The organism is Sulfitobacter sp. CB2047 (assembly GCF_000735125.2).
In the GTDB taxonomy this organism is placed as follows: domain Bacteria; phylum Pseudomonadota; class Alphaproteobacteria; order Rhodobacterales; family Rhodobacteraceae; genus Sulfitobacter; species Sulfitobacter pontiacus.
The window spans coordinates 971660-994996 of sequence record NZ_CP072613.1; the positions used below are offsets into that span (position 1 = coordinate 971660).

Below are 23337 nucleotides of genomic sequence, written 5' to 3' on the forward strand. Positions count from 1 at the left end.
GCAACTGGCCCTTTTCATCCCAACCCCAACAAGGAGTATGAGACATGACAACAAGACGTAAGTTCCTGAAAGGTGCCGCCGTTGCCGGTCCGGCAACCCTTGCCGCACCATCGATCCTGCACGCCCAAGAGCCGATCCGCTGGCGTTTCCAGACCTATGCGGGGTCTGCACTAGGCGAAGAGGTGACGAAACCGGCCATCGACGCAATCAACGCCGCTGCCCAAGGTGAGCTGGAAATCGAGCTTTTCTATGCCGACCAGATCGTCCCCACGGGCGAGCTTTTCCAAGCACTTCAACGTGGCACCATCGACGGCGTGCACTCGGATGATGACTCCATGGCGTCGCCTACGCCTGTCCGGTCCTTCGGCGGATATTTCCCGCTGGCGACGAAACACGCGCTCGACGTGCCGGTGCTGTTCAACCAATATGGTCTGGCCGACATCTGGCGCGAGGAATACGCCAAGGTTGGCGTGCATTGGCTGTCTGCGGCGGGGCAAGACCCGTGTAACTTCAACACCGTCAAGCCGATCAAATCGCTGGCCGACATGGACGGGCTGAAGCTGTATACCTTCCCGACGGCGGGTCGCTTCCTGTCGCAATTCGGCGTCGTGCCGGTCAACATCCCCTACGAGGACGCCGAAGTCGCGGTGCAGACCGGCGAGCTGGACGGTATGGCGTGGTCGGGCATCACCGAAGACTACACCGTCGGCTGGGCCGATGTGACCAACTACTTCTGCACCAACAACATCTCGGGGGCGTGGATCGGGTCGTTCTTCGTCAACGCAGAGAAATGGGCAGAGCTGCCGGACCACCTCAAGCAGATCGTGAACTCCGCGATCGAGGCAAGCCACACCTACCGCAACCAATGGTACTGGGGCGGCGAGGCGCGTCTGCGTGCATCGGGCGAGAAGCTGGAGCTGACATCCGTACCGCAGGATGAATGGAAAGTGGTCGAGGAAGCGGCAGTGAAATTCTGGGACGAGATGGCGGAAGAAGGCGAAACGGCCGCCAAGATCGTGCAGATTTTCCGCGACTATAACAACGTCATCTCGAAAGCGGGCCCGCCCTATACTTTCGGCTGATCCGTCTTTGACATCATGACCATCGGGGCGGCGCATCTGTGCCGCCCCCTCACATCAAAAGGGACGTTTGCAGATGGGCAACCTTACTTTCGACACGCTCAAGGACCTGGCCGCCAAAGGCGAGGTGGACACGGTGCTGGTGGCACTGGTGGACATGCAGGGCCGCCTGATGGGCAAGCGTTTTCACGTCACGAATTTCATCGACCATTCCCATGCGGAGACGCATTGCTGCAACTATCTGCTGGCAACCGATCTGGTGATGTCCACGCCCGAGGGCTTTGCCTCGACCAGCTGGGAAACCGGCTATGGCGACTATGTGCTGCGCCCCGATCTGTCGACCATGCGCCATGTGCCGTGGCTGGACAAAACCGTGCTCGTGCTTGGCGACGTGCTCGATCACCACACCCACGAACCTGTCTCCCATTCGCCGCGCGCCATGCTGAAAAAGCAGATCGCCCGACTGGACGCGCTTGGCTTTGACGCGATGATGGCGACCGAGCTTGAGTTCTTTCTGTTCGAGGGCGACTACCGCACCTTGCAGAAAGAGAAATACGCCAACCTCGTGCCCCTGAACGGCCACAACGAAGACTACTGCCTGTTCCAGACCACGAAAGAGGAAAGCTTCCTGCAACCGCTGCGCAACCATCTGGTGGGTGCGGGGATTCCGGTCGAATGCACCAAGGGCGAGGCCGAGGTCGGCCAGCAAGAGCTTAACATCCGCTATGCCGATGCGCTGGCCTGTGCCGATCATCACACGATTTCGAAACAAGCGGTGAAAGAGATCGCCTATCAGCAGGGGTTCTCGGCCTCCTTCCTGCCCAAGTGGTCGGCGGATAAGGTGGGGTCGTCCAGCCACGTGCATATGTCGCTGTGGAAAGACGGCACGCCTGCATTCTATGACAAGGACGCCAAGCTGGGGATGTCGCAGATGATGCAGCATTTCATGGCCGGCCTGATCGCCTATGCCCCTGATATCACGTATTTCTTCGCGCCCTATATCAACAGCTACAAACGCTTTGCCAAAGGCACCTTTGCGCCTACGAAAACCGTCTGGTCTGTCGATAACCGCACCGCGGGCTTCCGGCTGTGTGGCGATGGCACCAAGGGGATTCGCGTTGAATGTCGCATCGGCGGGTCTGACCTGAACCCCTATCTGGCGCAGGCTGTGTTGCTGGCGGCGGGTCTCAAGGGGATCGAGGAAAAGCTGCCCCTGCAAGAGCCGACGATGGGCGATGTCTACGAAGACGCCAACGTCACCGAAATCCCCCGCACCCTGCGTGCCGCGACCCAAACGCTGCGCAACTCTGCCATGCTGCGCGAGGCCCTTGGCGACGACGTGGTTGACCACTACACCCGCGCAGCCGAATGGGAGCAGGAGGAATACGACAAGGTCGTGACCGACTGGGAAATCAACCGCGGATTTGAGCGAGCATAAGCCATGACAAACACTTTGAAATGTATCTCACCGATTGACGGATCGGTTTACCTTGAACGCCCTGTCCTGTCGCTGGATGCGGCACGCGATGTCTGCGCCCGCGCCAAGGCAGCACAAGGCGCATGGGCCGCGCGCCCCTTGTCCGAACGTGTCCAACTGGTGCGCGATGCCATTGCCGAGGTGGGCAAAACCACCGATCGTATGGCGCAGGAACTGGCGCATCAGATGGGCCGTCCCGTGCGCTATGGCGGCGAGTTCGGCGGCTTTGCCGAGCGCGGCAACTATATGGCAGATATCGCCGAAAAGGCGCTGGCCCCGACGATTGTCGAAGACAGCGACAAGGCTACCCGCAAGATCACCCGCGAGGCGCGCGGCGTTGTGCTGGTCGTGGCCCCGTGGAACTACCCCTATATGACGGCGATCAACACGGTCGCGCCAGCGCTGATCGCGGGCAATACCGTTGTGCTGAAACACGCCACCCAAACCCTGCAAGTGGGTGAACGTCTGGCCGAAGCTTTCCACGCCGCCGGCATCCCCGACGATGTCTTCCAGAACGTCTTTCTTGATCACGACACCACCTCGGCGCTGATCGCCGAACGGCAGTTCGGTTTCGTGAACTTCACCGGCTCGGTCGGGGGCGGCAAGGCGATGGAGATTGCAGCCGCAGGCACCTTCACCCCGGTTGCGACGGAACTGGGGGGCAAAGACCCCGGCTATGTGCGCGCCGACGCGGATGTCGACGCCGCTGTTGACGGGCTGATGGATGGGGCGATGTTCAACGCGGGGCAGTGCTGCTGCGGGATCGAACGGATTTATGTGCACGAAAGCCTGTATGATGCCTTTGTCGAAAAGGCCGTGGCTTGGGTCAATGCGCTCAAGCTTGGCAACCCGCTTGAGGCGGATACCGATATCGGCCCCATGGCAAACGTCCGTTTCGCCGCCGAGGTCCGCGCCCAGATATCCGAGGCCGTCGCCGCCGGTGCGACCGCGCTGATCGATACCTTTGAGGCGGATGACGGCGGCGCGTATCTCACACCACAGATCCTGACCAACGTCACCCACGACATGCGCGTGATGCGCGACGAAAGCTTTGGCCCTGTCGTGGGCATCATGCCTGTCAAAGACGACGCCGAAGCGATTGCGCTGATGAACGACTGCCAGTTCGGCCTGACCGCCGCGATCTTTACCAAGGATGCGGATGCCGCCGATGCCATCGGCGCGCAGTTGGAAACCGGCACCGTGTTCATGAACCGCTGCGATTACCTTGATCCGGCCCTGTGCTGGACCGGCTGCAAGGACACAGGGCAGGGCGCAGGCCTGTCCGAGCTTGGCTATCAGGCGCTGACGCGCCCCAAATCTTACCACCTGAAAAAGGCTTGATCCTTATGGCACTGCAAAACAACTGGTCCTACCCCACCGCCATCCGCTTTGGCGCGGGCCGTATTTCTGAAATCGGAGAGGCCTGCGTGGCCACGGGGATGAAAAACCCCTTGCTGGTGACGGACAAGGGCCTTGCCTCGATGGAGATCACGACCCGCACGCTGGACCTGCTGGACGGCGCAGGCTTTGGCCGCGCGATGTTCTCGGAAGTGGACGCGAACCCGACCGAGCTGAACCTCGAGGCGGGGCTGAAGGTCTACCGCGAGGGCGGGCATGACGGTGTGATCGCCTTTGGCGGTGGCTCTGGTCTTGATCTGGGCAAGATGGTCGCCTTCATGGCGGGGCAGTCGCGGCCTGTGTGGGATTACGAGGATGTGGGCGATTGGTGGACCCGCGCCGATGCCGATGCCATCGCGCCGATCATCGCCGTGCCGACCACGGCGGGTACCGGGTCCGAAGTGGGGCGCGCGTCGGTGCTGACCAACTCTGAAACCCATGTAAAAAAGATCATTTTCCACCCCAAGGTGCTGCCCAGCATCGTGATCTGCGACCCCGAGCTGACGGTGGGGATGCCCAAACATATCACCGCAGGCACCGGCCTTGATGCCTTTGCCCACTGCGTCGAGGCGTTTAGCAGCCCGCATTACCACCCCATGTCGCAGGGTATCGCGCTGGAGGGCATGCGGCTGGTCATCGACTATCTGCCGCGCGCCTATGCAGACGGCAACGACATCGAAGCGCGCGCGCAGCTTATGTCGGCGGCGGCGATGGGGGCGACGGCGTTCCAGAAGGGTCTGGGCGCGATCCACGCCATGAGCCACCCGATCGGCGCGGTGTTTAACACGCACCACGGCACCACCAATGCGGTCTGCATGCCCGCGGTGCTGGACCTGAACGAGCCTGAAATCCGCGAACGCTTTGACCGCGCGGCAGGGTATCTTGGGATCGACGGCGGCTATGACGGCTTCCGCGCCTTCGTGCAGGAGTTCAACGACAGCTTCGGTATCCCGCGCAAACTGTCGGAAATGGGCGTGAGCGCAGACCGGATCGACGATCTGGTCGCGATGGCGCTTGAAGATCCGTCTTGCGGTGGCAACCCTGTGACATTGACCACGGAAAACCTGCGCAAGCTGTTCGAGGCGACGATCTAGGCACCCGTAGAGGGCCCAAAAGAAAACCACCCCCGACGGTCTGCGTCGGAGGTGGTCTGCCGCACCGGGGGGACGGGCGGTGGGGCCCGCCGCGTTGGGGAACGCGGTCGGGCAAATCCAGCAGGGAACGAGGTAAGCCCGCTGGAAGACGCTTACGCTTTTTGGTCGGCCAATGTGCCGATGGTGACCGTCCGCGTGACCTCTTTGCCCTTGTGCAGGACCATGACCTCGGCTTCGGCTTCCGGATCGGTTTCGGCCACAGCGCGGGTCAGGTCGCGCAGTTCCTTGATCTCTGTGTCGTTGAACGACAGGATGATATCACCTTTCTCAAGACCCGCTTTCTTGGCCGGGCTGTCATCGCCGATGGCTTCGATCACCGCCCCTTTCGGCGCGTCCAGCCCCAGCACTTGCGCGACCTCTGCCGTCATCGGGCGGATTTGAACGCCAAGCCAGCCGCGGGTGATTTCCCCGTCGTCGGACAGGTCGGCCACGATGTCCTGCACCAGGTCGGATGGCACGGAAAAGCCGATCCCGACAGAGCCGCCATCAGGCGACAGGATCGCGGTGTTCACGCCAATCACTTCGCCCGCGTTATTGAACAGCGGCCCGCCGGAGTTGCCACGGTTGATCGCTGCATCGGTCTGGATAAAGTCATCATAGGGGCCTGCGTTGATATTGCGCGACTTGGCCGAGATGATGCCGGTGGTGACCGTGCCACCCAGACCAAAGGGGTTGCCCATGGCGACCACCTCGTCGCCGACGCGCATGTCATCGGAAGACCCGAATTTCACCGCTGGAAGGTCTACATCCGCTTCGACCTTGAGCACGGCAATATCTGTCAGCACATCGCTGCCGACCACCTTGGCGTCAAAGCTGCGGCCATCGGCCAGCTTGACCTTGACCGTGTCGGCACCGGCTACAACGTGGTTGTTCGTGACGATCATTCCGTCCTTGGACACGATAAAGCCCGATCCAAGCCCGTGCATCGGCTGTGCGCCAGCCGGTCCTTGCGGCATCAGTTGTTCAAAACGTTTGCGCAGTTCCTCTGGCATGCCTTCGGGGAGTTGCACCTGCGCGCTGGCCTGCTCTGCCGTGCCGGTCACCTCGATGAAGACAACAGCGGGTGAGATTTGTTCTACCAGATCGGCATAGCCGCCGGCGGGCACCGCCAGAGCCGCCGACGGGGCAAGCGTCATGGCCGAGGTAGAGGCAAGGGCCGCTGCGAGCACAAAAGGTGCGGCGCGGCGGGGGGAGGAGAAAAGAGATGTCATGCGTGGTTCCTTCGTCTTCAGGGATGACACCCAAATGGCAGCCCATTCTAACAGCGGGTTTTTGCGGGCTATACAAATGTGTAAACTTGTCTCTCGCAGGTGGCAGCACGCCCTATATCAGGTATCGAAGGATCAAAGCCTCAATGGACCATTGTATATGAAACTGCTTGTCGTCGAAGATGATGCCACCACCGGAACCTATATTGCGCGGGGGTTGCGCGAAGAAGGGCATACCGTTGATCTTGTCGCTGAAGGGCGCGAGGGGCTGATACAGGCGACCTCGGGGGCTTACGACGTGCTGATCGTCGACCGGATGCTGCCAGAGATCGACGGGCTGACCCTGGTCAAGACCTTGCGCGGCGCGGGCAACCTGACGCCGGTGCTGTTTCTGACCGCCATGGGCAGCGTCGATGACCGTATCAGCGGGTTGAACGCAGGCGGCGACGACTATCTTGTCAAACCTTTCGCCTTTGGCGAGCTTTCGGCGCGTGTCACCGCCCTCGCACGGCGCCCCCAAGCGATGGAGCAGGAAACCGTGCTGCGTGCAGGCGATCTTGAAATGCAACTGATCACCCGCAAGGTGACCCGCGCCGGACAGGAGATCGACCTGCTGCCCCGTGAATTTGCACTGCTTGAGCATCTCCTGCGCCGAAAGGGCAGGGTGCAGACCCGGACCATGTTGCTCGAGGCGGTCTGGGACATCAGCTTTGACCCGATGACCAACGTTGTCGAAACCCACATCAGCCGTTTGCGGGCCAAGGTGGACAAACCCTTTGACCGCGAGCTGATCCAGACCGTGCGCGGTGCCGGCTACCGGATCGACGGATGACCGCGCGGCTGGCGCAGCTTTGGCGGTCCATGCCGGTGCGGTTGGCGCTGCTGCTGGTCTTGCTGTTCTCGACCGTCAGTCTGATGGGGTTGGCGGCCAGCTATGCGGTGACGCAGAATTCATTTGAAACCGCGATCCGTGCGGATTTGGAACAGGATATCGCGGGCTTTCGCGCGGCCCCCAATGCCCGCGCCGTGGCCCTGCTGGTGGACGCTGAATCGCGCGACGCCGATCCCAGCCGCGTTGTGCTTAGCTATATCACCCCGTCGGGGCGTATCTATGGCAACGGGGCCATCGCGCGGGATGACGAAGGCTATCATATCGTGTCGCTGGCCGAAGGACGGGCCGAATATGACGGGGTCTACCTGTCGCTGACAACGCCGCTGTATGGCGGGCAGTTGACCGTCGCCCGCAGCCGCGCGCAGATCGAAGGGCTGCGCACGGTGTTTCTCAATATCCTGCTGATCAGCCTGCTGCCCACGGTGCTGGTCGCCTTGTCGGGCGGGCTTTATCTGGCGCGGCGCAGCAAGCGGCATGTGGATGTTATCGGGCGCACGCTGGATGACCTGACAACCGGCGATCTTGCCGCGCGGGTGACCGTGTCGCCGGGGTGGGCGGATGATCTGCAACGTATCGGCAGTAAGGTGAACCAGATGGCAGGCGCACAAGAGGCGCAGACCCAGATGCTGCGGCAGGTATCGTCGGACATTGCGCATGACCTCAAGACACCGATCCAGCGCGTCGCGGTGCATCTGGACGATCTGGCGCGCAGCCTGCCCGAAGACACGGACGAAGGCACCTTGCTGGCCAAGGCGCAGGAGGAGGTCGCGGGCATCGCTTCGGTCTTTCAATCGCTGCTACAGATCGCTTCGGTCGAGGCAGGATCACCCAAGACGCATTTCACATCTGTTGATCTGAACCAGCTTTGCGAGACCCTCACCGAAGTGTACGAGCCCGCCGCCGCGGCCAAGCAGCAGCGGTTGCACAGTGTCGTGCCCGACGCGCAAATCACCGTCTCGGGCGACAAGAACCTGTTGGGGCAGATGATGTCGAACCTGCTGGAAAACGCCATGCGCCACACGCCCGAGGGCAGCGAGATCACCCTGACGCTTTCCCGCACGCAGGGGCGGCCTGTGATCGAGGTGGCCGACAATGGCCCCGGCATCCCCGAAGACGCGCGCGACAAAGTGCTGCGCCGCTTGTATCGATTGGATGCCAGCCGCCACACGCCGGGCAACGGGCTGGGGCTCAGCCTTGTGGAGGGGGTGGTAAAGCTGCACGGCGGGCAGATCGCGCTGCTGGACAACGCGCCGGGGCTTCTTGTGCGCATCACCCTATAGCACGCCCGTCTTCTGCGGCGATTTGAGCATGTGACTTATGGGGGGTGCAGCGCTATCTAGGGTGTAAGGGCCGAAACCCGTTGTTTTTGGCCATTCACTACGAGGTACGACATGCTTGATGGGTTTTCCGCCGAGGTTCTGGCACGGGTCCAATTCGCCTTTACCGTTTCGTTTCACATTATTTTTCCGGCGTTCTCGATCGGGTTGGCCAGCTTTCTGGCGGTGGTGAATGCGCTTTGGCTATGGACCAAGGACGAAACCTACAGGGTGCTTTTCGACTACTGGAAAAAGATCTTTGCCGTGGCCTTTGGCATGGGCGTCGTGTCGGGCATTGTGATGTCCTATCAATTCGGCACCAACTGGTCGGTCTTCTCTGACAAGGCGGGGCCGGTGGTCGGGCCGCTGATGGCCTATGAGGTGCTGTCGGCCTTCTTCCTAGAGGCCGGCTTTCTGGGCATCATGCTGTTTGGTCTGAAACGGGTCGGGCCGGGGCTGCATATGTTCGCAACGGCGATGGTGGCCTTTGGCACGTTGCTTTCGGCCACTTGGATCCTGTCGGTGAACAGCTGGATGCAGACCCCTGCGGGCTATGGCTTTAACGATGTGGGGCAGTTCATTCCGCTGGATTGGTGGAAGATCGTCTTCAACCCGTCGTTCCCCTACCGTTTGCTTCATATGGTGCTGGCGGCTTATCTGACGACGGCGCTGGTTGTGGGCGCTGTGGGTGCGTGGCATTTGCTGAAGGACAATCAGGGGCCTGCATCGCGCCGCATGTTCTCTATGGCGATGTGGATGCTGCTGCTGGTCACCCCCTTGCAGATCGCGGCAGGGGATTTCCACGGCATCAATACGCTAGAGCATCAGCCCGCCAAGGTCATGGCGATGGAAGGGCATTTCGACAGCCACCCCGACGGCGCGCCGCTGATCCTGTTCGGCATCCCCAATCAGGCAGAAAAACGGGTCGATTACGCTATCGAGGTGCCGAAACTGTCGTCGCTGATCCTCAAACATGACCTGAACGCGCCGCTGGACGGGCTGGACACGATCCCTGACGAGGACGAGCCGCCGGTTGCCATCGTCTTTTTCTCGTTCCGTGTGATGGTGGGGCTTGGTTTTGCCATGCTGGGCTTTGGCCTTTGGGGCGGGATCGCGCGCTGGCGCGGGACGCTGCACAGCTCGCGCTGGTTGCATCGGGCGGCGATCGTCATGGGGCCGATGGGCTTTGTCGCGGTGCTGGCCGGTTGGATCACGACCGAAGTCGGGCGCCAGCCCTTTACCGTCTACGGGCTGCTGCGCACCAGTGACAGCCTTGCGCCAGTCAGCGCGCCTGCGGTTGGTGCATCGTTGATCTCTTTCATCGTGGTCTATTTCTTCGTCTTCGGGGCGGGGGTGTTCTATATCCTCGGGCTGATGCGCAAACGCCCCCATGTGGGCGCGCAGGAAGAGCTCACCGACGGGCCGGTGCGGGCGGCGGGGACGACTCCGGTGGCGCAGGACAAGACCCAAGACATAGCAGCGTCAGAGTAGGAGACAGCAGATGTTTGGATTAGAGCTTTCGTTTATCTGGGCCGGCATCATCGCGCTTGCGGTGCTGATCTATGTCATCCTCGACGGGTTCGACCTTGGGGTCGGGCTGCTGTTCCCGCTGTCCAAGGACGAGGGCGAACGTGACGTGATGATGAACTCCGTCGCGCCGATCTGGGACGGCAACGAGACATGGCTGGTTCTGGGCGGCGGGGGTTTGTTCGCCGTTTTCCCGCTGGCCTATGCCACGGTGATGCCCGCGCTTTATATGCCGATCATCCTGATGCTGCTGGGGCTGGTCTTTCGCGGCGTCGCTTTCGAATACCGCTGGCGCACGGTGCGGGGCAAACATCTGTGGGATATCTCGTTTTTCGGGGGCTCGCTGGTGGCCTCCATGTGTCAGGGGATCGCGCTTGGCGCGCTGGTGCAGGGGATCGAGATCGAGAACCGCGCCTATGCCGGCGGCTGGTGGGACTGGCTGACGCCCTTCTCTGTCCTGACCGGTTTCGCGGTGACCGTCGGCTATGCGATGTTGGGCGCGACCTGGCTGAACATGAAGCTTGAGGGGCGTATTCAGGCGCATATGCGGCGGCTGGCCTGGCCCTTTGCCATTGCGACACTGGTGTTCATGGGGCTCGTCAGCCTTTGGACGCCCTTCCTGAACGACGCTTTCTTTGGCCGCTGGTTCGCCTTTCCGACCGCGATCTTCAGCTTTCTGGTGCCTGCTTTGGTGGCCGCGGCCGTCTATGGGCTGTTCCACGGGCTGCAACGTCATTGGGATGTGACGCCGTTCCTCTGCGCGCTGGCGCTGTTCGTGCTGGGCTTTATCGGGATCGGGATCAGCTTCTACCCCTATATCGTGCCTTCCTCGCTGACCATCGTCGAGGCCGCGGCACCTGACAGCAGCCTCAAGTTTGCCTTGGTCGGCACCTTGGTCCTGCTGCCGATGATCCTGTCTTACACGATCTATACCTACTGGGTGTTCCGCGGGAAGATCGACCCCGAAGAGGGTTACCACTGATGCGACGCAACTGGATGACACGCACCGGGTGGTTTGTCCTGATCTGGGTGCTGAGCGTCGCAGCGCTTGGGTTGGTGGCCTATGGGATCCGGCTGATGATCATGCCCTGAGGGGGAGCATGGCGGGGCCAGGCATCTGCCGTTGGGTAATTTCACAAGGGCCGGGGCAAGGGGGTTGCAAAGCCGCCAATGCTCTGGCCCTTTTGCGTGAAATAGCAAAAGGATCCCCCGATGCGCGCCATGCAAGTCACCGCCTATGACCAGCCCCTGTCCGAGCAAGAGCTGGAAATGCCCGTCCCCGCCGCTGGCGAAGTGTTGATCAAGGTCGATGCCTGCGGGTTGAACTTTGGTGACCTGCTGATGATCAAGGGCACCTATCAGCAAAAGCCGGATCTGCCCTTCACGCTGGGGATGGAGCTTTCGGGCAGCGTCGTCGCCGTGGGGGAGGGCGTGACCGATCTGGCCGTTGGTCAAAGGATCGCAGCCTATAGCGGCCTGCTGGGGCTGGCCGAATATGCCGCCATTCCCGCCAATGTCTGCGTGCCGATCCCCGACGATATGCCGGCCGAGGATGCCGCGGCCTTTCTTGTGGCCTATGGCACCAGTCATGTGGCGCTGGACTACAAGGCGCGGCTGCAACCGGGGGAACGTCTGCTGGTGCTGGGGGCCTCGGGCGGGGTCGGGCTGACCGCGGTGGAGCTGGGCAAGCTCATGGGGGCAGAGGTCATCGCCTGCGCCCGTGGTGCGGCCAAGCTGGAGATTTGCCGCGCTGCCGGGGCCGACCATCTGATCGATTCAGAAACCGATGACATCCGCGAGGTGGTGAAATCCTTGGGCGGGGCAGATGTGGTCTATGACCCGATCGGCGGCGACCAGTTCAAGGCGGCGCTGCGGGCCTGCAACCCCGAGGCCCGCATCCTGCCGCTTGGGTTTGCCTCGGGCGAGGTGCCGCAGATCCCTGCCAATATCCTGCTGGTCAAAAACATCGACGTGCTGGGTTTTTTCTGGGGCGGGTACAAGAATTTCAAACCGCAGGTGCTGACAGACAGCTTCAAGGTGCTGATTGACTGGTATAGCGCGGGCAAGCTGAAACCCCATGTGAGCCACGTGTTGCCGCTGGATCAAGCGAACGAAGCGCTGGATCTGCTGCGCACGCGCAAGGCGACGGGCAAGGTCATCGTACGGGTCAGCTAGGGTCTGCGTTTTATTGGCGATGTGGCGACTGTTGATATCTTTTGCGGCCCTATCGCAATAGTCGGACCCGCGCGTTTGACCTTGGCGTTGCCAATTGATGTGCGCTAGGTTGTCGCAAAGCCATCAACGGAGAGCCCCCATGAAAATGTCAGAGACCCGCCAGATCGCAGCCAGCCCGGCAGAGGTATATGCCGCGCTGCTGGACCCTGACATGCTGATCAAATGCGTCCCCGGCGCGACCGAGGTGACCGGTTCGCCGGAAGAAGGGTTCGAGGCGATCGTGGTACAGAAGGTCGGCCCCGTCAAAGCCACGTTCAAGGGGCAGGTCACCATGACCGATATGGTGCCTGACCAGTCGATCAAGATCAGCGGCGAAGGCAAAGGCGGTGCTGCGGGCTTTGCCAAGGGCGAGGCGGACGTGACGCTGGCTGCTGTCGATGGCGGGACCGAGCTTTCCTATGACGTCGAGGCCAAGGTCGGCGGCAAGCTTGCGCAGCTTGGCAGCCGGATCATCGACGGGTTTGCCAAAAAGATGGCGGACCAGTTCTTTAACAACCTGCAAGAAACGCTTGAGGGCCCAGCCGAGGATGCGCCGGCGGAAGCGGCAGAGGCAGCGGATGCACCAGCCGAGAAAAAGGGCTGGTTCGGCCGCAGCAAAAGCTGACGGGTAGGGCCTGTTCACTTTGGAATAATCAGTCTAGTTTCCGGCCAACAACACCGGAGACGCCCATGCCTGACATCGTAAAGATCACCGACCTGCGCAAGGCCTATGCGGATGGGTTCGAGGCGCTGAAAGGCGTGTCGCTGAACATCCGAGAGGGCGAAATCCTTGCCCTGCTTGGCCCTAATGGCGCAGGGAAAACAACACTTATTTCAACCATTTGCGGGATCACGACCGGCACAGGCGGTAGCGTCACTGTGGGCGGTTTCGACACGGTAAACGACTACCGTGGTGCGCGGTCGATGATCGGGCTGGTACCGCAAGAGATCAACCTAGAACCCTTTGAAAAAGTCATCAGCACTGTGCGTTTCTCGCGCGGGTTGTTTGGGAAACCCAAGGATGATGCGGCAGTTGAAAAGATCCTGCGGCAGCTATCGCTTTGGGACAAGAAAGACAGCCAGATCCGCGCCTTGTCGGGCGGGATGAAACGTCGTGTCTTGATTGCCAAGGCATTGGCGCATGAGCCCCGCGTCCTGTTCTTGGACGAACCCACCGCCGGCGTCGATGTAGAACTGCGCCGCGATATGTGGAACATCGTCGCGGACCTGAAAGCCAGCGGCGTGACCATCATCCTCACCACCCACTATATCGAGGAAGCCGAGGCGATTGCCGACCGGATCGGTGTGATCGCCCACGGCGAGCTGCTGCTGGTCGAGGATAAAGACACGTTGATGTCACGCATGGGGAAAAAGCAGTTGGTGGTGCAGCTGACCCAACCGATTGACGCGATTCCTGACAGTCTTGTCTCTGATGCGCTGACCCTGTCCGACGACGGGCACGCGTTGATCTATTCCTATGACACGCGGGCAGAGCGGACGGGCATCACCAAGCTCTTGTCCGATGTCGCGGCCGCGGGGCTTGTGCTGTCTGATCTTGAGACGTCGCAAAGCAGTCTTGAGGATATTTTTGTCGATCTGGTCAAGGAGGACGCGGCATGAACTGGATCGCTGTCAAATCCATCTACACGTTTGAAATGGCGCGCTTCTTTCGCACCATCACGCAGAGTCTGATCTCTCCGGTGTTGTCGACATCGCTGTATTTCGTAGTGTTCGGCGCGGCGATCGGCAGCCGCATCCAAGAGGTAGAAGGCATCAGCTATGGCGCGTTCATCGTACCGGGGCTGATCATGCTGAGCGTGATCACGCAATCGATCTCGAACGCGTCCTTTGGCATCTATTTCCCCAAGTTCATCGGCACCGTGTTCGAACTTTTATCCGCGCCAGTTAACTTTATCGAAATTGTCTGTGGCTATGTCGGGGCTGCGGCGACCAAGGCACTGTTTATCGGGGTGATCATCCTGCTCACGGCGTTCTTCTTTGTGGACATCACCATTCAGCATCCGATCTGGATGGTGGCTTTTCTGGTGCTGACCTGCATCAGCTTTTCGCTGATGGGCTTCATCATCGGGATCTGGGCGGGCAACTTTGAACAGTTGCAGCTTGTGCCGCTGTTGATTGTGACGCCCTTGGTCTTCCTTGGGGGATCGTTCTATTCGATCTCTATGCTGCCGCCGGTATGGCAGGTGATCTCTCACTTTAACCCGGTGGTGTATCTGATCTCGGGCTTCCGCTGGGCCTTCTTCGGATCGGCGGATGTGCCGATTGTGACGAGCCTTTTGGCCATCGCGGGCTTTACGGCGCTGTGTCTTGCGGTGATCGGTTGGATTTTCCGTACCGGCTGGCGGATTAGGCAGTAAGTATCGGGTGCCCTCCTTGTTTGCAGGTATGGTGCACTCTACATGGGAAGGTATGAGAAAATACCTTCCCTTTTTGGCCTCCCGTCCGACGGTTTCCGTGGTGCGACTGTCCGGCGTGATCGGGGGCCGCACCCGTGGTGGCCTGAACGACAGCGGCATTGGCCCCGCCATCGACAAGGCATTCAACCGCGGCAAACCCGCGGCTGTGGTTTTGGAAATCAGCAGTCCCGGCGGTAGCCCGGTGCAATCGTCGTTGATCGGCGCGCGCATCCGGCGTCTGGCTGAGGAAAAGAACATCCCCGTCATCGCCTTTGTCGAAGATGTCGCGGCCTCTGGCGGCTATTGGCTGGCCGCGGCTGCGGATGAAATCTATGCCGATCCCAGTTCCGTTCTGGGGTCCATCGGTGTGATTTCGGCGTCTTTTGGTGCGGATGAATTTATCCAACGCCACGGGGTAGAGCGGCGGGTTTATACCGCAGGCCAGTCCAAATCCATGCTCGACCCGTTCCGCCCTGAAAAGCCCGAAGATGTCGCGCGGTTGAAGCAACTGCTGGAGGATATCCACGGGAACTTCATCGATCACGTCACATCACGCCGCGGGAGCAAGCTTTCCTCTGACACTGACCTGTTCACCGGAGAGGTCTGGCTGGCGAAACGCGCCACCGAGCTGGGGCTGATCGACGGCATCGGCCACCTGCGCCCGATGATCAAGCAACGTTTTGGCGACAAGGTGAAGTTCAACCGCTACGGCACCAAAAAGGGGCTGCTGTCCCGATTTGGTGCGCAGATCATCGGCGACGCGGTCGACAGTATTGAAGAGCGCGCGGCCTATGCGCGGTTCGGGCTATGACGCATGGTCTTTAAGATTGTCTTATTGTTTCTGGTCGCCATGGGCACGCTCGCATGGTTTGGAAAGATGCACTGGTTGGGCGGTAAGCGCCTGAGCCAGAAGAAATGTAATAATTGTGGACGCTATCGCATTGGGAAATCTCCCTGCGGATGCGGGGGTAAACGCGGATGATTATGCCTTGGGTTCTAAGTGTTTTGGGGCTGGTGATTTTGTTGCTGGCCGGGGATGCGTTGGTTAAGGGGGCGGTTAACCTGTCCCTGCGCCTCGGCGTGCCCGCTTTGATCGTCAGCCTGACGATTGTGGCGTTCGGGACGTCTGCGCCGGAATTGCTGGTGTCGATCAAGGCGGTGTTGGACGATTCACCTGGGATCGCATTGGGCAATGTCGTGGGGTCGAACACCGCGAACATCCTGCTGGTCCTCGGGGTGCCCGCCTTGCTGGCGACGATGCACACGTCAGAGTGTAGCACGCGCAAGACGTTCAACATGATGATTGCCGCTTCGGTGTTGTTCATCGGGCTGGCATATCGTGGCGTTTTCGATTTCTGGGCGGGTTTCGTGTTGCTGGGGGCCTTGGCCTATGTGCTGTACGACATGTACCGCGACGGCAAAGAGCATCGCCGCGAATGTAAAAACGCTGCCGCCGCGGACCTGGAAGAGCCCGAAGGGGCCGATCCCGATATGCCGGGCTGGCGCATTGCGGTATTCCTTGTGCTCGGGTTGGTGGGTTTGCCCCTCGGGGCGGGGCTGCTGGTGGATAATGCGTCCATGATCGCGCGCGCCTACGGGGTAAGCGACACGGTCATCGGGCTGACGCTGGTGGCGATCGGAACCTCGATGCCCGAACTCGCCACAACCGTTATGGCAGCGCTGCGCCGTCAGGCTGATGTCGCCTTGGGTAACGTGATCGGGTCCAACCTGTTCAACCTGCTGGGCATTATCGGTATCGCGAGCCTTGTAGGGCCGATCCATGTTGATCCGGAATTCCTGCGGTTCGATCTGTGGGTCATGCTGGGGGCGTCGCTGCTGCTGATCCCCTTTGTGTATCTGGGGCGTGACATCAACCGCATCTGGGGCATCGTTCTATGTGCCGTCTATGCGGGCTATATGGCGGCTGTTCTGATCTAAAAGAGGTGCGGTATGAAACACGCGTTGGTAACCGGAGCCGGAGCCCGCTTGGGGCGTGCGATGGCGCTATATCTCGGGGATCGCGGGTATGACGTTGCGGTGCATTACAACAGCTCGTCCGACGGTGCCGACGAGGTTGTGTCCGAGTTGAAGGCAAAGGGGCGGCAGGCTGTCGCCCTACAAGCCGATCTGCTGGACGAGACCGCGACGCATGATCTGCTGCCACGCGCGGCAGTGGCGCTTGGCGGGCCGATCACCTGCCTTGTAAACAACGCGTCGATTTTTGAATACGACAACATTTCTACCGCGACAGAGGAAAGCTGGAACCGCCATATCGGTAGCAACCTGCGGGCACCTTTCATTCTGACGCAGGCGATGGCCGCGCAAGGCTTGGCTCCGGAGACTGACGCACAGGACGAGCCCGTCGCCGTGGGGCTGATCATCAATATGCTGGACCAGCGTGTGCGCAAGCTCACGCCGGAGTTCATGACATATACCATCGGAAAAATGGGGTTGTGGGCGCTGACCCAGACATCTTCCCAAGCACTGGCGCCGGCGATAAGGGTCAATGCAATCGGTCCTGGGCCGACCCTGAAGGGGGCCAAGCAGACCGACGAACACTTTGCGCGACAGCGGTCCAAGGTGATTCTCGAACGGGGGGCGAATCCCCGCGATATTACCGCTGCATTGGGCTATTTCCTTGATGCGCCGTCGGTTACGGGGCAGTTGATCTGCACTGACGGGGGGCAGCACCTAGGCTGGAAAACCCCCGACGCGCAAGGCCTAGAATAGGCTTTCCACGCAAGTTGTGCACCGCGGTCACATCGGTAACAAAACCGTTACAAAAAGGGGCGTGTTTTCAGTGGGTTGGAAAGTGTTAATAAAAATAACGTCTAAAATCAATGGCTTGCACATATGCCTAAAAATTAGGCAAACACCGGAAGCCCCATTAATACATGGGAAAATCCGCGCTGTTTGAAAGTTATCTGCAAGGTTATCCACAAGAGTCGTGGGTATGTTTAATCTTGTCCTACCGCTAACACTGTTGCAGCCAAAAGGTCCGAACGCTCGAATCAATGTCAGACGCTAACGAAAAACCGAAAACCGGCCATGAGGTGATTCAATCGTACCTGAAAACGATTGATGGCTCTCCTGGTGTGTACCGGATGCTCGATTCGGAAAGCCGTGTCCTTTACGTGGGCAAGGCGCGAAATCTGCGCGCGCGGGTGAGCAACTACGCGCGGCCGTCGGGTCATTCGGGCCGGATCGCGCGGATGATATCAAACACCGCGTCGATGATGTTTCTGACCACGAAGACAGAGACCGAGGCGTTGCTGCTTGAACAGAACCTGATCAAACAGCTCAAGCCGAAATTCAACGTGCTGCTGCGCGATGACAAGAGCTTTCCCAATATTCTGGTCACGGCCACGCATGATTATCCGCAGATCAAAAAGCACCGTGGGGCCAAAAAAGAAAAGGGCAATTACTATGGGCCCTTCGCCAGCGCCGGTGCGGTGAACCGTACGCTGAACCAGCTGCAACGGGTGTTCCTGCTGCGCGATTGCTCTGACGCGATGTTCGAAAGCCGCTCGCGCCCCTGTTTGCAGCATCAGATCAAGCGCTGCTCTGCCCCCTGTGTGGGTAAGATCTCGCCGGAGGAATATCGCAAGACGGTGCAGGACGCGGAGAAATTCCTCAACGGTAAGTCCACCGATATTCAGGGCAGGCTGGCGACCGAGATGGCCGAGGCGTCAGAGGCGATGGAGTTTGAACGCGCCGCCGCCCTGCGCGACCGGATCAAGGCGCTGACGCAGGTGCAAACGGCACAGGGGATCAACCCGCAAGGCGTTGCGGAAGCGGATATTATCGCGCTGCACCTGGATCAGGGGCAGGCTTGCGTGCAGGTCTTCTTTATCCGCGCTAACCAGAACTGGGGGAACCGCGACTACTACCCCCGTGTGGGCCCGGATGTGGATGCCGCCGAGGTGCTGGAGGCCTTTATCGGTCAGTTCTATGACACCCGCGAACCACCGCGTCAGCTGATCCTGTCGAACGACATCGAAAGCCCCGATCTGATGGTCGAGGCGCTGTCGGGGAAGCTGGGGCGTAAAGTTGATATCGTGGTCCCCAAACGTGGCGAAAAAGCAGAGCTGGTCGATGGGGCGCTGCGCAATGCGCGCGAATCTCTGGCGCGGAAACTGGCAGAGACAGCAACCCAGACGAACCTTCTTAAAGGTATCGCTGACGCCTTTGATCTGCCTGCACCGCCGCAACGGATCGAGGTCTACGATAACTCCCACATCCAGGGGACGAACGCGGTTGGAGGTATGATTGTCGCCGGCCCCGACGGGATGATGAAAAACCAGTACCGCAAGTTCAACATTCGCGGCGATGACCTGACGCCGGGGGATGACTTTGGCATGATGAAAGAGGTGCTGACCCGTCGTTTCAAACGATTGCTCAAGGAAGACCCGGACCGCAAGCTTGGCATGTGGCCCGACCTGCTGTTGATCGACGGTGGTGCAGGGCAGGTGAGTGCTGTGGCATCCATCATGCGCGAATACGGGGTCGAGGATATTCCGATGGTCGGCGTGGCCAAAGGTGTGGATCGTGATGCGGGCAAAGAGGAATTTTACCGCGTTGGCAAGCGCCCGATGGCCTTGCGGCATAATGATCCGGTTTTGTATTTCATCCAGCGTTTGCGCGACGAAGCCCACCGTTTCGCCATCGGCACCCACCGTGCCAAACGTGCCAAGGCCGTGGGGGCGACGCCCCTTGATGATGTGCCCGGCGTCGGTGCCGCCCGCAAACGCGCGCTGCTGGCCCATTTCGGGTCAGCCAAGGCCGTTGGTCGCGCGAACTTGAGCGACTTGAAGGCGGTCGACGGGGTGTCGGTTGCTTTGGCCGAACGGATTTATGCGTTTTTCCATGAACGCGGATAGCCCAAAATTTCAGCCTTCGGGCACGTGGTGGGGGCAGGACGCTCCGCGGGGAGTTTATTTTGCAAAATGAAGGCGATGTCTTGGCACTTTCCCCTGTCGTCTTGCCACTGTAGGGTGACGCTATGAAGTGGAATATCCCCAATATCCTGACGCTCTTGCGTCTTGTCGCGGCCCCGGGTGTGGCTGTGATGTTCTTGTATTTTACGCGTCCCTATGCGGACGCTTTGGCGATGTTCCTGTTCATCGCCGCTGCGGTCACCGATTGGTTTGACGGCTATCTTGCGCGCGCATGGGGGCAGGAAACCAAGCTGGGGACCATGCTGGACCCGATTGCTGACAAGGCCATGGTGGTGATTGCGCTGATGGTGATCGTCGCGTTTTCAAGCTGGTCGCCGTGGCTGGTGCTCCCTGCCACCGTGATCCTGTTTCGCGAAGTCTTTGTTTCGGGCCTGCGGGAGTTTCTGGGGGATGTGTCTGGCACTTTGAAGGTCACGGCGCTGGCCAAGTGGAAGACAACCGCGCAGATGGTCGCGATTGCTGTGCTGTTCGGGCAGGGGCTGTTTGAACACTACTTTGGCATGTCGATTTTCGGCATGGATAACGCCCTGGTCGGTGCCATACTCTCGGGTGAGGAAGAGGACGTTCTAGGGCTCACCTGGAAGTTCCACGGGATGATCTGGGCCGGCCGGATCGGGTTGGTGCTGCTTTGGATTGCGGCGGCGCTGACCGCGATCACCGGCTATGATTATCTGCGCAAATCCATGCCCCATCTGGTGGAGCCACGCTGATGAATATCTTGTATTTTGCATGGGTTCGCGAACGCATCGGGCTTCCTCGTGAGAAGGTCGAGACGTCGGCGCGCACTGTTCTGGACCTTGTAGAGGAACTGCGCGCGCGCGAAGAGCGCTATGCGGTCGCCTTTTCCGATCTGTCCGGCCTGCGTGTCGCCGTGGATCAGGAACTTGCCGATTTCGATGCCTCGTTGGAAGGCGTGCGCGAAGTGGCGTTTTTCCCGCCGATGACAGGGGGTTGAGATGAAGATCTCGGTTCAGGAAGCGGGTTTTGATCTGGGGCAGGAAAGCCAGGATTTTGCTGCCGGCCATCGGGATATGGGTGCCATTGTGACCTTTACCGGCATCGTGCGCGATCTGCCCGATGATCCGTTGCAGGCGATGGAGATTGAACACTACCCCGGCATGACCGAATCTGCCCTGACCGAGATGGCTGAAACCGCGATGGCGCGGTTTTCGCTGGGGGATGCGCTGGTCATTCACCGCTTTGGCCGACTGCTGCCGGGCGAGATGATCATGATGGTCGCCACCGCTGCGCGCCACCGCAAGGATGCGTTTGAAGCGGCTGAATTCCTGATGGATTACCTAAAGTCGCGCGCACCCTTCTGGAAGCGTGAGATCACTGCCAAAGGGGCGGATTGGGTTGCATCAAAGGCAGAAGACGAAGACGCGCTGGCCCGGTGGTAAGCGGCACCGCGGTCTTTCAGCTGGCCTGTTGACGATCGATATAGGCGCGCATTTCTTCCGCTTCGTGGCGCGCATCGCGCAACCCGTCCATCGCCGCGCGCAGCTCTGCCTCGGTCTGGTTGAGCTGGTTCGTCAGCTCTGCCTCGCGCTGTTGCAGATAGGTGATCGCCTGATCGCGGGTTTCTTCGGCTTCGTGCAATTCCTGGCTCATCCGGTCAAGCTGGGCGACATCGTCGGCCGCCACGCGGGTAAAGCGGTGCAGCAGCCAATTGGCAAACCATCCAAGGCAGAAGGCGACGAATAGGATAATCGCTGTCGCGATGACAAATTCGGTTCTGCTCATGTTAGTTGCCTTCTTGGGTCTGGTCGGATGGTGTGTCTGTATCGCCTGTATCCGCGCCATTTTCCAGCGCTGTTTCGTCAGAATCTTCCGACGGGCCTTCATTGATCAGCTTAAATTCGATCCGGCGGTTCGCCTCGCGGCCTTCTTCGGTGTCGTTGGAGGCAACGGGCGATTCTTCGCCATAGCCCTTGGCCACGAAGGAGCCGGTGATTACGCGGCGGGCGCGCAGTTCGTTCAGCACCGATTGGGCCCGCGACTGGCTGAGCGCGAGGTTCATTTCCTCGCGGCCCTGGCTGTCGGTATATCCCTGTACCTCAAGTGCTATGTCGCGGCAGTCTTGCAGGATTTCGGCAATTTGATCCATCGTACCAAGCGCCGAGGCGTCAATGGTGGCGCTGCCGGGTTCGAAGTTGATCTTGCCCTTGGCCACAACTTTGCCGATCTCGGCTTCGCATTCCTGCGGGGTGGGCAGGCCCAGAACGGGGTCGAGCTTTTCTTGATAGGCGACTTTGACCTCATAGTCTTTGCCTTCGCCCAGTTTGCCCGCCAACAAGGTTGCGATCTGCGTGCTGGCATCGGGGTTACCGGTGTTGCCCGCGACGCTGACGCTATCGGGGGTTACGATGACCGTGCCATTGGCGAGCTTGGACAGCGCGTCGAGCGCCGACAACACGCGCGTGGGCCAATCGGCGGGCAGATCATCGACAATCCGCGCGGCGGTATAGACCTTGTCCGAGCCAAAGCTCGCCTTGGCGTAGCTGTCGGCCAATTCGCGCAGCGCGTCGTCTGTCAGACGGCCACGCAGTTGCACCTGACCTTCGGGCGAGAGCGTGGCGACAAATTCGGGCGGGCCGGCGTCAGGGTCGACAGTTTGGGGCAGGCGGGCATTCAACGCAAAGACGTCAGGCAGGGCGTTTTCCAGCTCTCCGACGACGCGGTCAAAGACGGCGCGTTCGGTGCCTTCGGCGGCGATCAGGCTGATATCGGCATCGGCAAAGCTGACGGAGCCGCCACCGATCTTGGACAGCGCGCCGATGGCTTTTTCCACTGCTTCCGACCACCGCGGGCTTGGCACGCCAAGACCCACCGTGCAGCGTGCCGACCCCGGTGCGCCAGCCGCAACGGCCGCCTTGAGGATCCGGGCGCTGGCCTGTTCGGTATCCGCGCTGCAGGCGTCAAAGCCGGTGCTGTCTTCCTCGATCTGGAAGCGCAGGGTGAAGGGCGTGATCACCGGGCGCGGCGCGGCGATCTCCAGTGTCACCACCAGCCCGGGAGGGGCCGCACGTTTCAGCTGGTTTTCCAGCCGTGCCTTGGCTTCTGCGCTGTCGGAAATGGCCGTGATCGCCACACGCCCCGCTTCGGCAGAGACTTTGGCGCGGGGCAGTTTCTCCATCGCGGAAATGGCGAAACCAAAGGCGTCCTCCCATCCGTCGGGGGCAGGGTAATTCGCTGATTCCAGTAGGTCGGCGACATGATCTTGACCGGCGATGGATTGGAAACGGTCGATCGCCGCATCGCGGTCCGTGGTCGTGGGAATCAGCCCGATGATCGAAACGCCGGAATCATTGCGCAAAATCTCGACCGAGAATTTCGGCGCGGCGATTGCGGCCTGCGCGGTCACATCCATCTGGTCTATCACGCGGGCAGCATCGACGATGGTGCCTGCGGTGCTTAGCGCATTGAACCGCGCGACTTCGTCCGGCGCGGTGCCCGACAGGGTGACCTGCAACCCGTCTGCCTGAACTTCGGCCCATGTCATCTCTTTTGCATCAAGCGCATCACGCACGCCGATCTCGGAGTTTTCCTCGATCAGGGTTACCGAAAAATTCGCGGCCACCAATGACACGGTCGCAGCGGCGGTAAAGGTCATCGCGATGATCAGGAGTGCAGATAGGCGCATAAGCTCGTTTCTGAAACCGTTAACGTTGGAGCCTTTGATACGCCCGAGGGGACA

23 protein-coding genes are annotated in these 23337 nt (G+C 60.4%); 20 read left to right on the forward strand and 3 right to left on the reverse strand.

The genetic code is table 11. From position 1 onward, the window contains the following. The first annotated feature begins 44 nt into the window (after positions 1 to 44). The 4 genes from IV89_RS04705 to IV89_RS04720 all read left to right on the forward strand — a co-directional run bounded on the left by IV89_RS04705 (position 45) and on the right by IV89_RS04720 (position 5048). Positions 45 to 1082, forward strand: coding sequence for a TRAP transporter substrate-binding protein (locus IV89_RS04705; protein ID WP_005849726.1), 1038 nt, complete (start codon positions 45 to 47; stop codon positions 1080 to 1082). 73 nt (positions 1083 to 1155) lie between these two features. Continuing rightward, a complete protein-coding gene (locus tag IV89_RS04710) occupies positions 1156 to 2517 on the forward strand; it encodes a glutamine synthetase family protein (protein ID WP_005849725.1) in 1362 nt (453 codons plus the stop codon). A 3-nt stretch (positions 2518 to 2520) separates the two neighbouring features. Next, positions 2521 to 3897, forward strand: coding sequence for an aldehyde dehydrogenase family protein (locus tag IV89_RS04715; RefSeq protein ID WP_037944830.1), 1377 nt, complete (start codon positions 2521 to 2523; stop codon positions 3895 to 3897). Positions 3898 to 3902: 5 nt separating this feature from the next. Next, positions 3903 to 5048, forward strand: coding sequence for an iron-containing alcohol dehydrogenase (locus tag IV89_RS04720; protein ID WP_037944829.1), 1146 nt, complete (start codon positions 3903 to 3905; stop codon positions 5046 to 5048). Positions 5049 to 5200: 152 nt separating this feature from the next. On the opposite strand, the gene IV89_RS04725 is transcribed toward IV89_RS04720, so the two are convergent. After that, complete coding sequence (locus IV89_RS04725) at positions 5201 to 6319, reverse strand: Do family serine endopeptidase (RefSeq protein WP_037944828.1); 1119 nt, start codon at positions 6317 to 6319, stop codon at positions 5201 to 5203. A 157-nt stretch (positions 6320 to 6476) separates the two neighbouring features. Between IV89_RS04725 and IV89_RS04730 the strand changes: the two genes are divergently transcribed. From IV89_RS04730 to IV89_RS04805, 16 genes are all read left to right on the forward strand, one after another. After that, positions 6477 to 7148 carry a response regulator transcription factor gene (locus IV89_RS04730; protein ID WP_005849717.1) on the forward strand — a complete coding sequence of 224 codons (672 nt, stop codon included), beginning with the start codon at positions 6477 to 6479 and terminating at the stop codon, positions 7146 to 7148. Next, a complete protein-coding gene (locus IV89_RS04735) occupies positions 7145 to 8488 on the forward strand; it encodes a HAMP domain-containing sensor histidine kinase (protein WP_037944826.1) in 1344 nt (447 codons plus the stop codon). The genes IV89_RS04730 and IV89_RS04735 overlap by 4 nt, the downstream gene beginning before the upstream one ends. Positions 8489 to 8599: 111 nt before the next feature. Beyond that, on the forward strand, positions 8600 to 10015 hold the full coding sequence (locus IV89_RS04740) for a cytochrome ubiquinol oxidase subunit I (protein ID WP_037944825.1): 1416 nt from the start codon (positions 8600 to 8602) through the stop codon (positions 10013 to 10015). Positions 10016 to 10025: 10 nt separating this feature from the next. Further along, positions 10026 to 11033 carry a cytochrome d ubiquinol oxidase subunit II gene (gene cydB / locus IV89_RS04745; RefSeq protein WP_005849712.1) on the forward strand — a complete coding sequence of 336 codons (1008 nt, stop codon included), beginning with the start codon at positions 10026 to 10028 and terminating at the stop codon, positions 11031 to 11033. Continuing rightward, entirely contained in the window at positions 11033 to 11143 is a 111-nt protein-coding gene (locus IV89_RS04750) for a DUF2474 family protein (protein ID WP_005849709.1), read from the forward strand. The genes cydB and IV89_RS04750 overlap by 1 nt, the downstream gene beginning before the upstream one ends. 120 nt (positions 11144 to 11263) lie before the next feature. Continuing rightward, positions 11264 to 12226 (forward strand): NADPH:quinone oxidoreductase family protein, encoded by a 963-nt coding sequence (locus tag IV89_RS04755; RefSeq protein ID WP_037944824.1) that lies wholly within the window; start codon positions 11264 to 11266, stop codon positions 12224 to 12226. Positions 12227 to 12365: 139 nt separating this feature from the next. Then, positions 12366 to 12890: a carbon monoxide dehydrogenase subunit G gene (locus tag IV89_RS04760; protein ID WP_037944822.1), complete on the forward strand. Its 525-nt coding sequence runs from the start codon at positions 12366 to 12368 to the stop codon at positions 12888 to 12890. Positions 12891 to 12955: 65 nt separating this feature from the next. Further along, positions 12956 to 13885, forward strand: a complete 930-nt coding sequence (locus IV89_RS04765; protein ID WP_009825261.1) for an ABC transporter ATP-binding protein — start codon at positions 12956 to 12958, stop codon at positions 13883 to 13885. After that, a complete protein-coding gene (locus IV89_RS04770) occupies positions 13882 to 14643 on the forward strand; it encodes an ABC transporter permease (protein ID WP_005849702.1) in 762 nt (253 codons plus the stop codon). The genes IV89_RS04765 and IV89_RS04770 overlap by 4 nt, the downstream gene beginning before the upstream one ends. A gap of 52 nt (positions 14644 to 14695) precedes the next feature. Continuing rightward, complete coding sequence (locus IV89_RS04775) at positions 14696 to 15493, forward strand: S49 family peptidase (protein WP_037944821.1); 798 nt, start codon at positions 14696 to 14698, stop codon at positions 15491 to 15493. 173 nt (positions 15494 to 15666) lie between these two features. Then, positions 15667 to 16620, forward strand: coding sequence for a calcium/sodium antiporter (locus IV89_RS04780; protein WP_005849697.1), 954 nt, complete (start codon positions 15667 to 15669; stop codon positions 16618 to 16620). A gap of 12 nt (positions 16621 to 16632) precedes the next feature. Continuing rightward, a complete protein-coding gene (locus IV89_RS04785) occupies positions 16633 to 17412 on the forward strand; it encodes an SDR family oxidoreductase (RefSeq protein ID WP_005849695.1) in 780 nt (259 codons plus the stop codon). 284 nt (positions 17413 to 17696) lie between these two features. Further along, complete coding sequence (gene uvrC / locus IV89_RS04790) at positions 17697 to 19562, forward strand: excinuclease ABC subunit UvrC (RefSeq protein ID WP_037944819.1); 1866 nt, start codon at positions 17697 to 17699, stop codon at positions 19560 to 19562. A 122-nt stretch (positions 19563 to 19684) separates the two neighbouring features. After that, positions 19685 to 20350: a CDP-diacylglycerol--glycerol-3-phosphate 3-phosphatidyltransferase gene (gene pgsA, locus IV89_RS04795; RefSeq protein WP_005849692.1), complete on the forward strand. Its 666-nt coding sequence runs from the start codon at positions 19685 to 19687 to the stop codon at positions 20348 to 20350. Next, positions 20350 to 20595, forward strand: a complete 246-nt coding sequence (gene moaD / locus IV89_RS04800) for a molybdopterin converting factor subunit 1 (RefSeq protein ID WP_005849691.1) — start codon at positions 20350 to 20352, stop codon at positions 20593 to 20595. The genes pgsA and moaD overlap by 1 nt, the downstream gene beginning before the upstream one ends. Before the next feature lies 1 nt (position 20596). Continuing rightward, positions 20597 to 21040 carry a molybdenum cofactor biosynthesis protein MoaE gene (locus IV89_RS04805; RefSeq protein ID WP_009825254.1) on the forward strand — a complete coding sequence of 148 codons (444 nt, stop codon included), beginning with the start codon at positions 20597 to 20599 and terminating at the stop codon, positions 21038 to 21040. Between the two features lie 16 nt (positions 21041 to 21056). On the opposite strand, the gene IV89_RS04810 is transcribed toward IV89_RS04805, so the two are convergent. Together IV89_RS04810 and IV89_RS04815 are read right to left on the reverse strand one after the other, a co-directional pair. Continuing rightward, on the reverse strand, positions 21057 to 21383 hold the full coding sequence (locus tag IV89_RS04810) for a hypothetical protein (RefSeq protein WP_005849689.1): 327 nt from the start codon (positions 21381 to 21383) through the stop codon (positions 21057 to 21059). Between the two features lies 1 nt (position 21384). Further along, positions 21385 to 23283: an OmpA family protein gene (locus IV89_RS04815; protein WP_037944817.1), complete on the reverse strand. Its 1899-nt coding sequence runs from the start codon at positions 23281 to 23283 to the stop codon at positions 21385 to 21387. Between the last annotated feature and the right edge of the window lie 54 nt (positions 23284 to 23337).

Bases quoted from the DNA above. Each gene is read 5' to 3' on its own strand.
- IV89_RS04705 (WP_005849726.1), top strand. From the start codon at position 45: ATGACAACAAGACGTAAGTTCCTGAAAGGTGCCGCCGTTGCCGGTCCG.
- IV89_RS04710 (WP_005849725.1), top strand. From the start codon at position 1,156: ATGGGCAACCTTACTTTCGACACGCTCAAGGACCTGGCCGCCAAAGGC.
- IV89_RS04715 (WP_037944830.1), top strand. From the start codon at position 2,521: ATGACAAACACTTTGAAATGTATCTCACCGATTGACGGATCGGTTTAC.
- IV89_RS04720 (WP_037944829.1), top strand. From the start codon at position 3,903: ATGGCACTGCAAAACAACTGGTCCTACCCCACCGCCATCCGCTTTGGC.
- IV89_RS04725 (WP_037944828.1), bottom strand. From the start codon at position 6,319: ATGACATCTCTTTTCTCCTCCCCCCGCCGCGCCGCACCTTTTGTGCTC.
- IV89_RS04730 (WP_005849717.1), top strand. From the start codon at position 6,477: ATGAAACTGCTTGTCGTCGAAGATGATGCCACCACCGGAACCTATATT.
- IV89_RS04735 (WP_037944826.1), top strand. From the start codon at position 7,145: ATGACCGCGCGGCTGGCGCAGCTTTGGCGGTCCATGCCGGTGCGGTTG.
- IV89_RS04740 (WP_037944825.1), top strand. From the start codon at position 8,600: ATGCTTGATGGGTTTTCCGCCGAGGTTCTGGCACGGGTCCAATTCGCC.
- cydB (WP_005849712.1), top strand. From the start codon at position 10,026: ATGTTTGGATTAGAGCTTTCGTTTATCTGGGCCGGCATCATCGCGCTT.
- IV89_RS04750 (WP_005849709.1), top strand. From the start codon at position 11,033: ATGCGACGCAACTGGATGACACGCACCGGGTGGTTTGTCCTGATCTGG.
- IV89_RS04755 (WP_037944824.1), top strand. From the start codon at position 11,264: ATGCGCGCCATGCAAGTCACCGCCTATGACCAGCCCCTGTCCGAGCAA.
- IV89_RS04760 (WP_037944822.1), top strand. From the start codon at position 12,366: ATGAAAATGTCAGAGACCCGCCAGATCGCAGCCAGCCCGGCAGAGGTA.
- IV89_RS04765 (WP_009825261.1), top strand. From the start codon at position 12,956: ATGCCTGACATCGTAAAGATCACCGACCTGCGCAAGGCCTATGCGGAT.
- IV89_RS04770 (WP_005849702.1), top strand. From the start codon at position 13,882: ATGAACTGGATCGCTGTCAAATCCATCTACACGTTTGAAATGGCGCGC.
- IV89_RS04775 (WP_037944821.1), top strand. From the start codon at position 14,696: ATGAGAAAATACCTTCCCTTTTTGGCCTCCCGTCCGACGGTTTCCGTG.
- IV89_RS04780 (WP_005849697.1), top strand. From the start codon at position 15,667: ATGCCTTGGGTTCTAAGTGTTTTGGGGCTGGTGATTTTGTTGCTGGCC.
- IV89_RS04785 (WP_005849695.1), top strand. From the start codon at position 16,633: ATGAAACACGCGTTGGTAACCGGAGCCGGAGCCCGCTTGGGGCGTGCG.
- uvrC (WP_037944819.1), top strand. From the start codon at position 17,697: ATGTCAGACGCTAACGAAAAACCGAAAACCGGCCATGAGGTGATTCAA.
- pgsA (WP_005849692.1), top strand. From the start codon at position 19,685: ATGAAGTGGAATATCCCCAATATCCTGACGCTCTTGCGTCTTGTCGCG.
- moaD (WP_005849691.1), top strand. From the start codon at position 20,350: ATGAATATCTTGTATTTTGCATGGGTTCGCGAACGCATCGGGCTTCCT.
- IV89_RS04805 (WP_009825254.1), top strand. From the start codon at position 20,597: ATGAAGATCTCGGTTCAGGAAGCGGGTTTTGATCTGGGGCAGGAAAGC.
- IV89_RS04810 (WP_005849689.1), bottom strand. From the start codon at position 21,383: ATGAGCAGAACCGAATTTGTCATCGCGACAGCGATTATCCTATTCGTC.
- IV89_RS04815 (WP_037944817.1), bottom strand. From the start codon at position 23,283: ATGCGCCTATCTGCACTCCTGATCATCGCGATGACCTTTACCGCCGCT.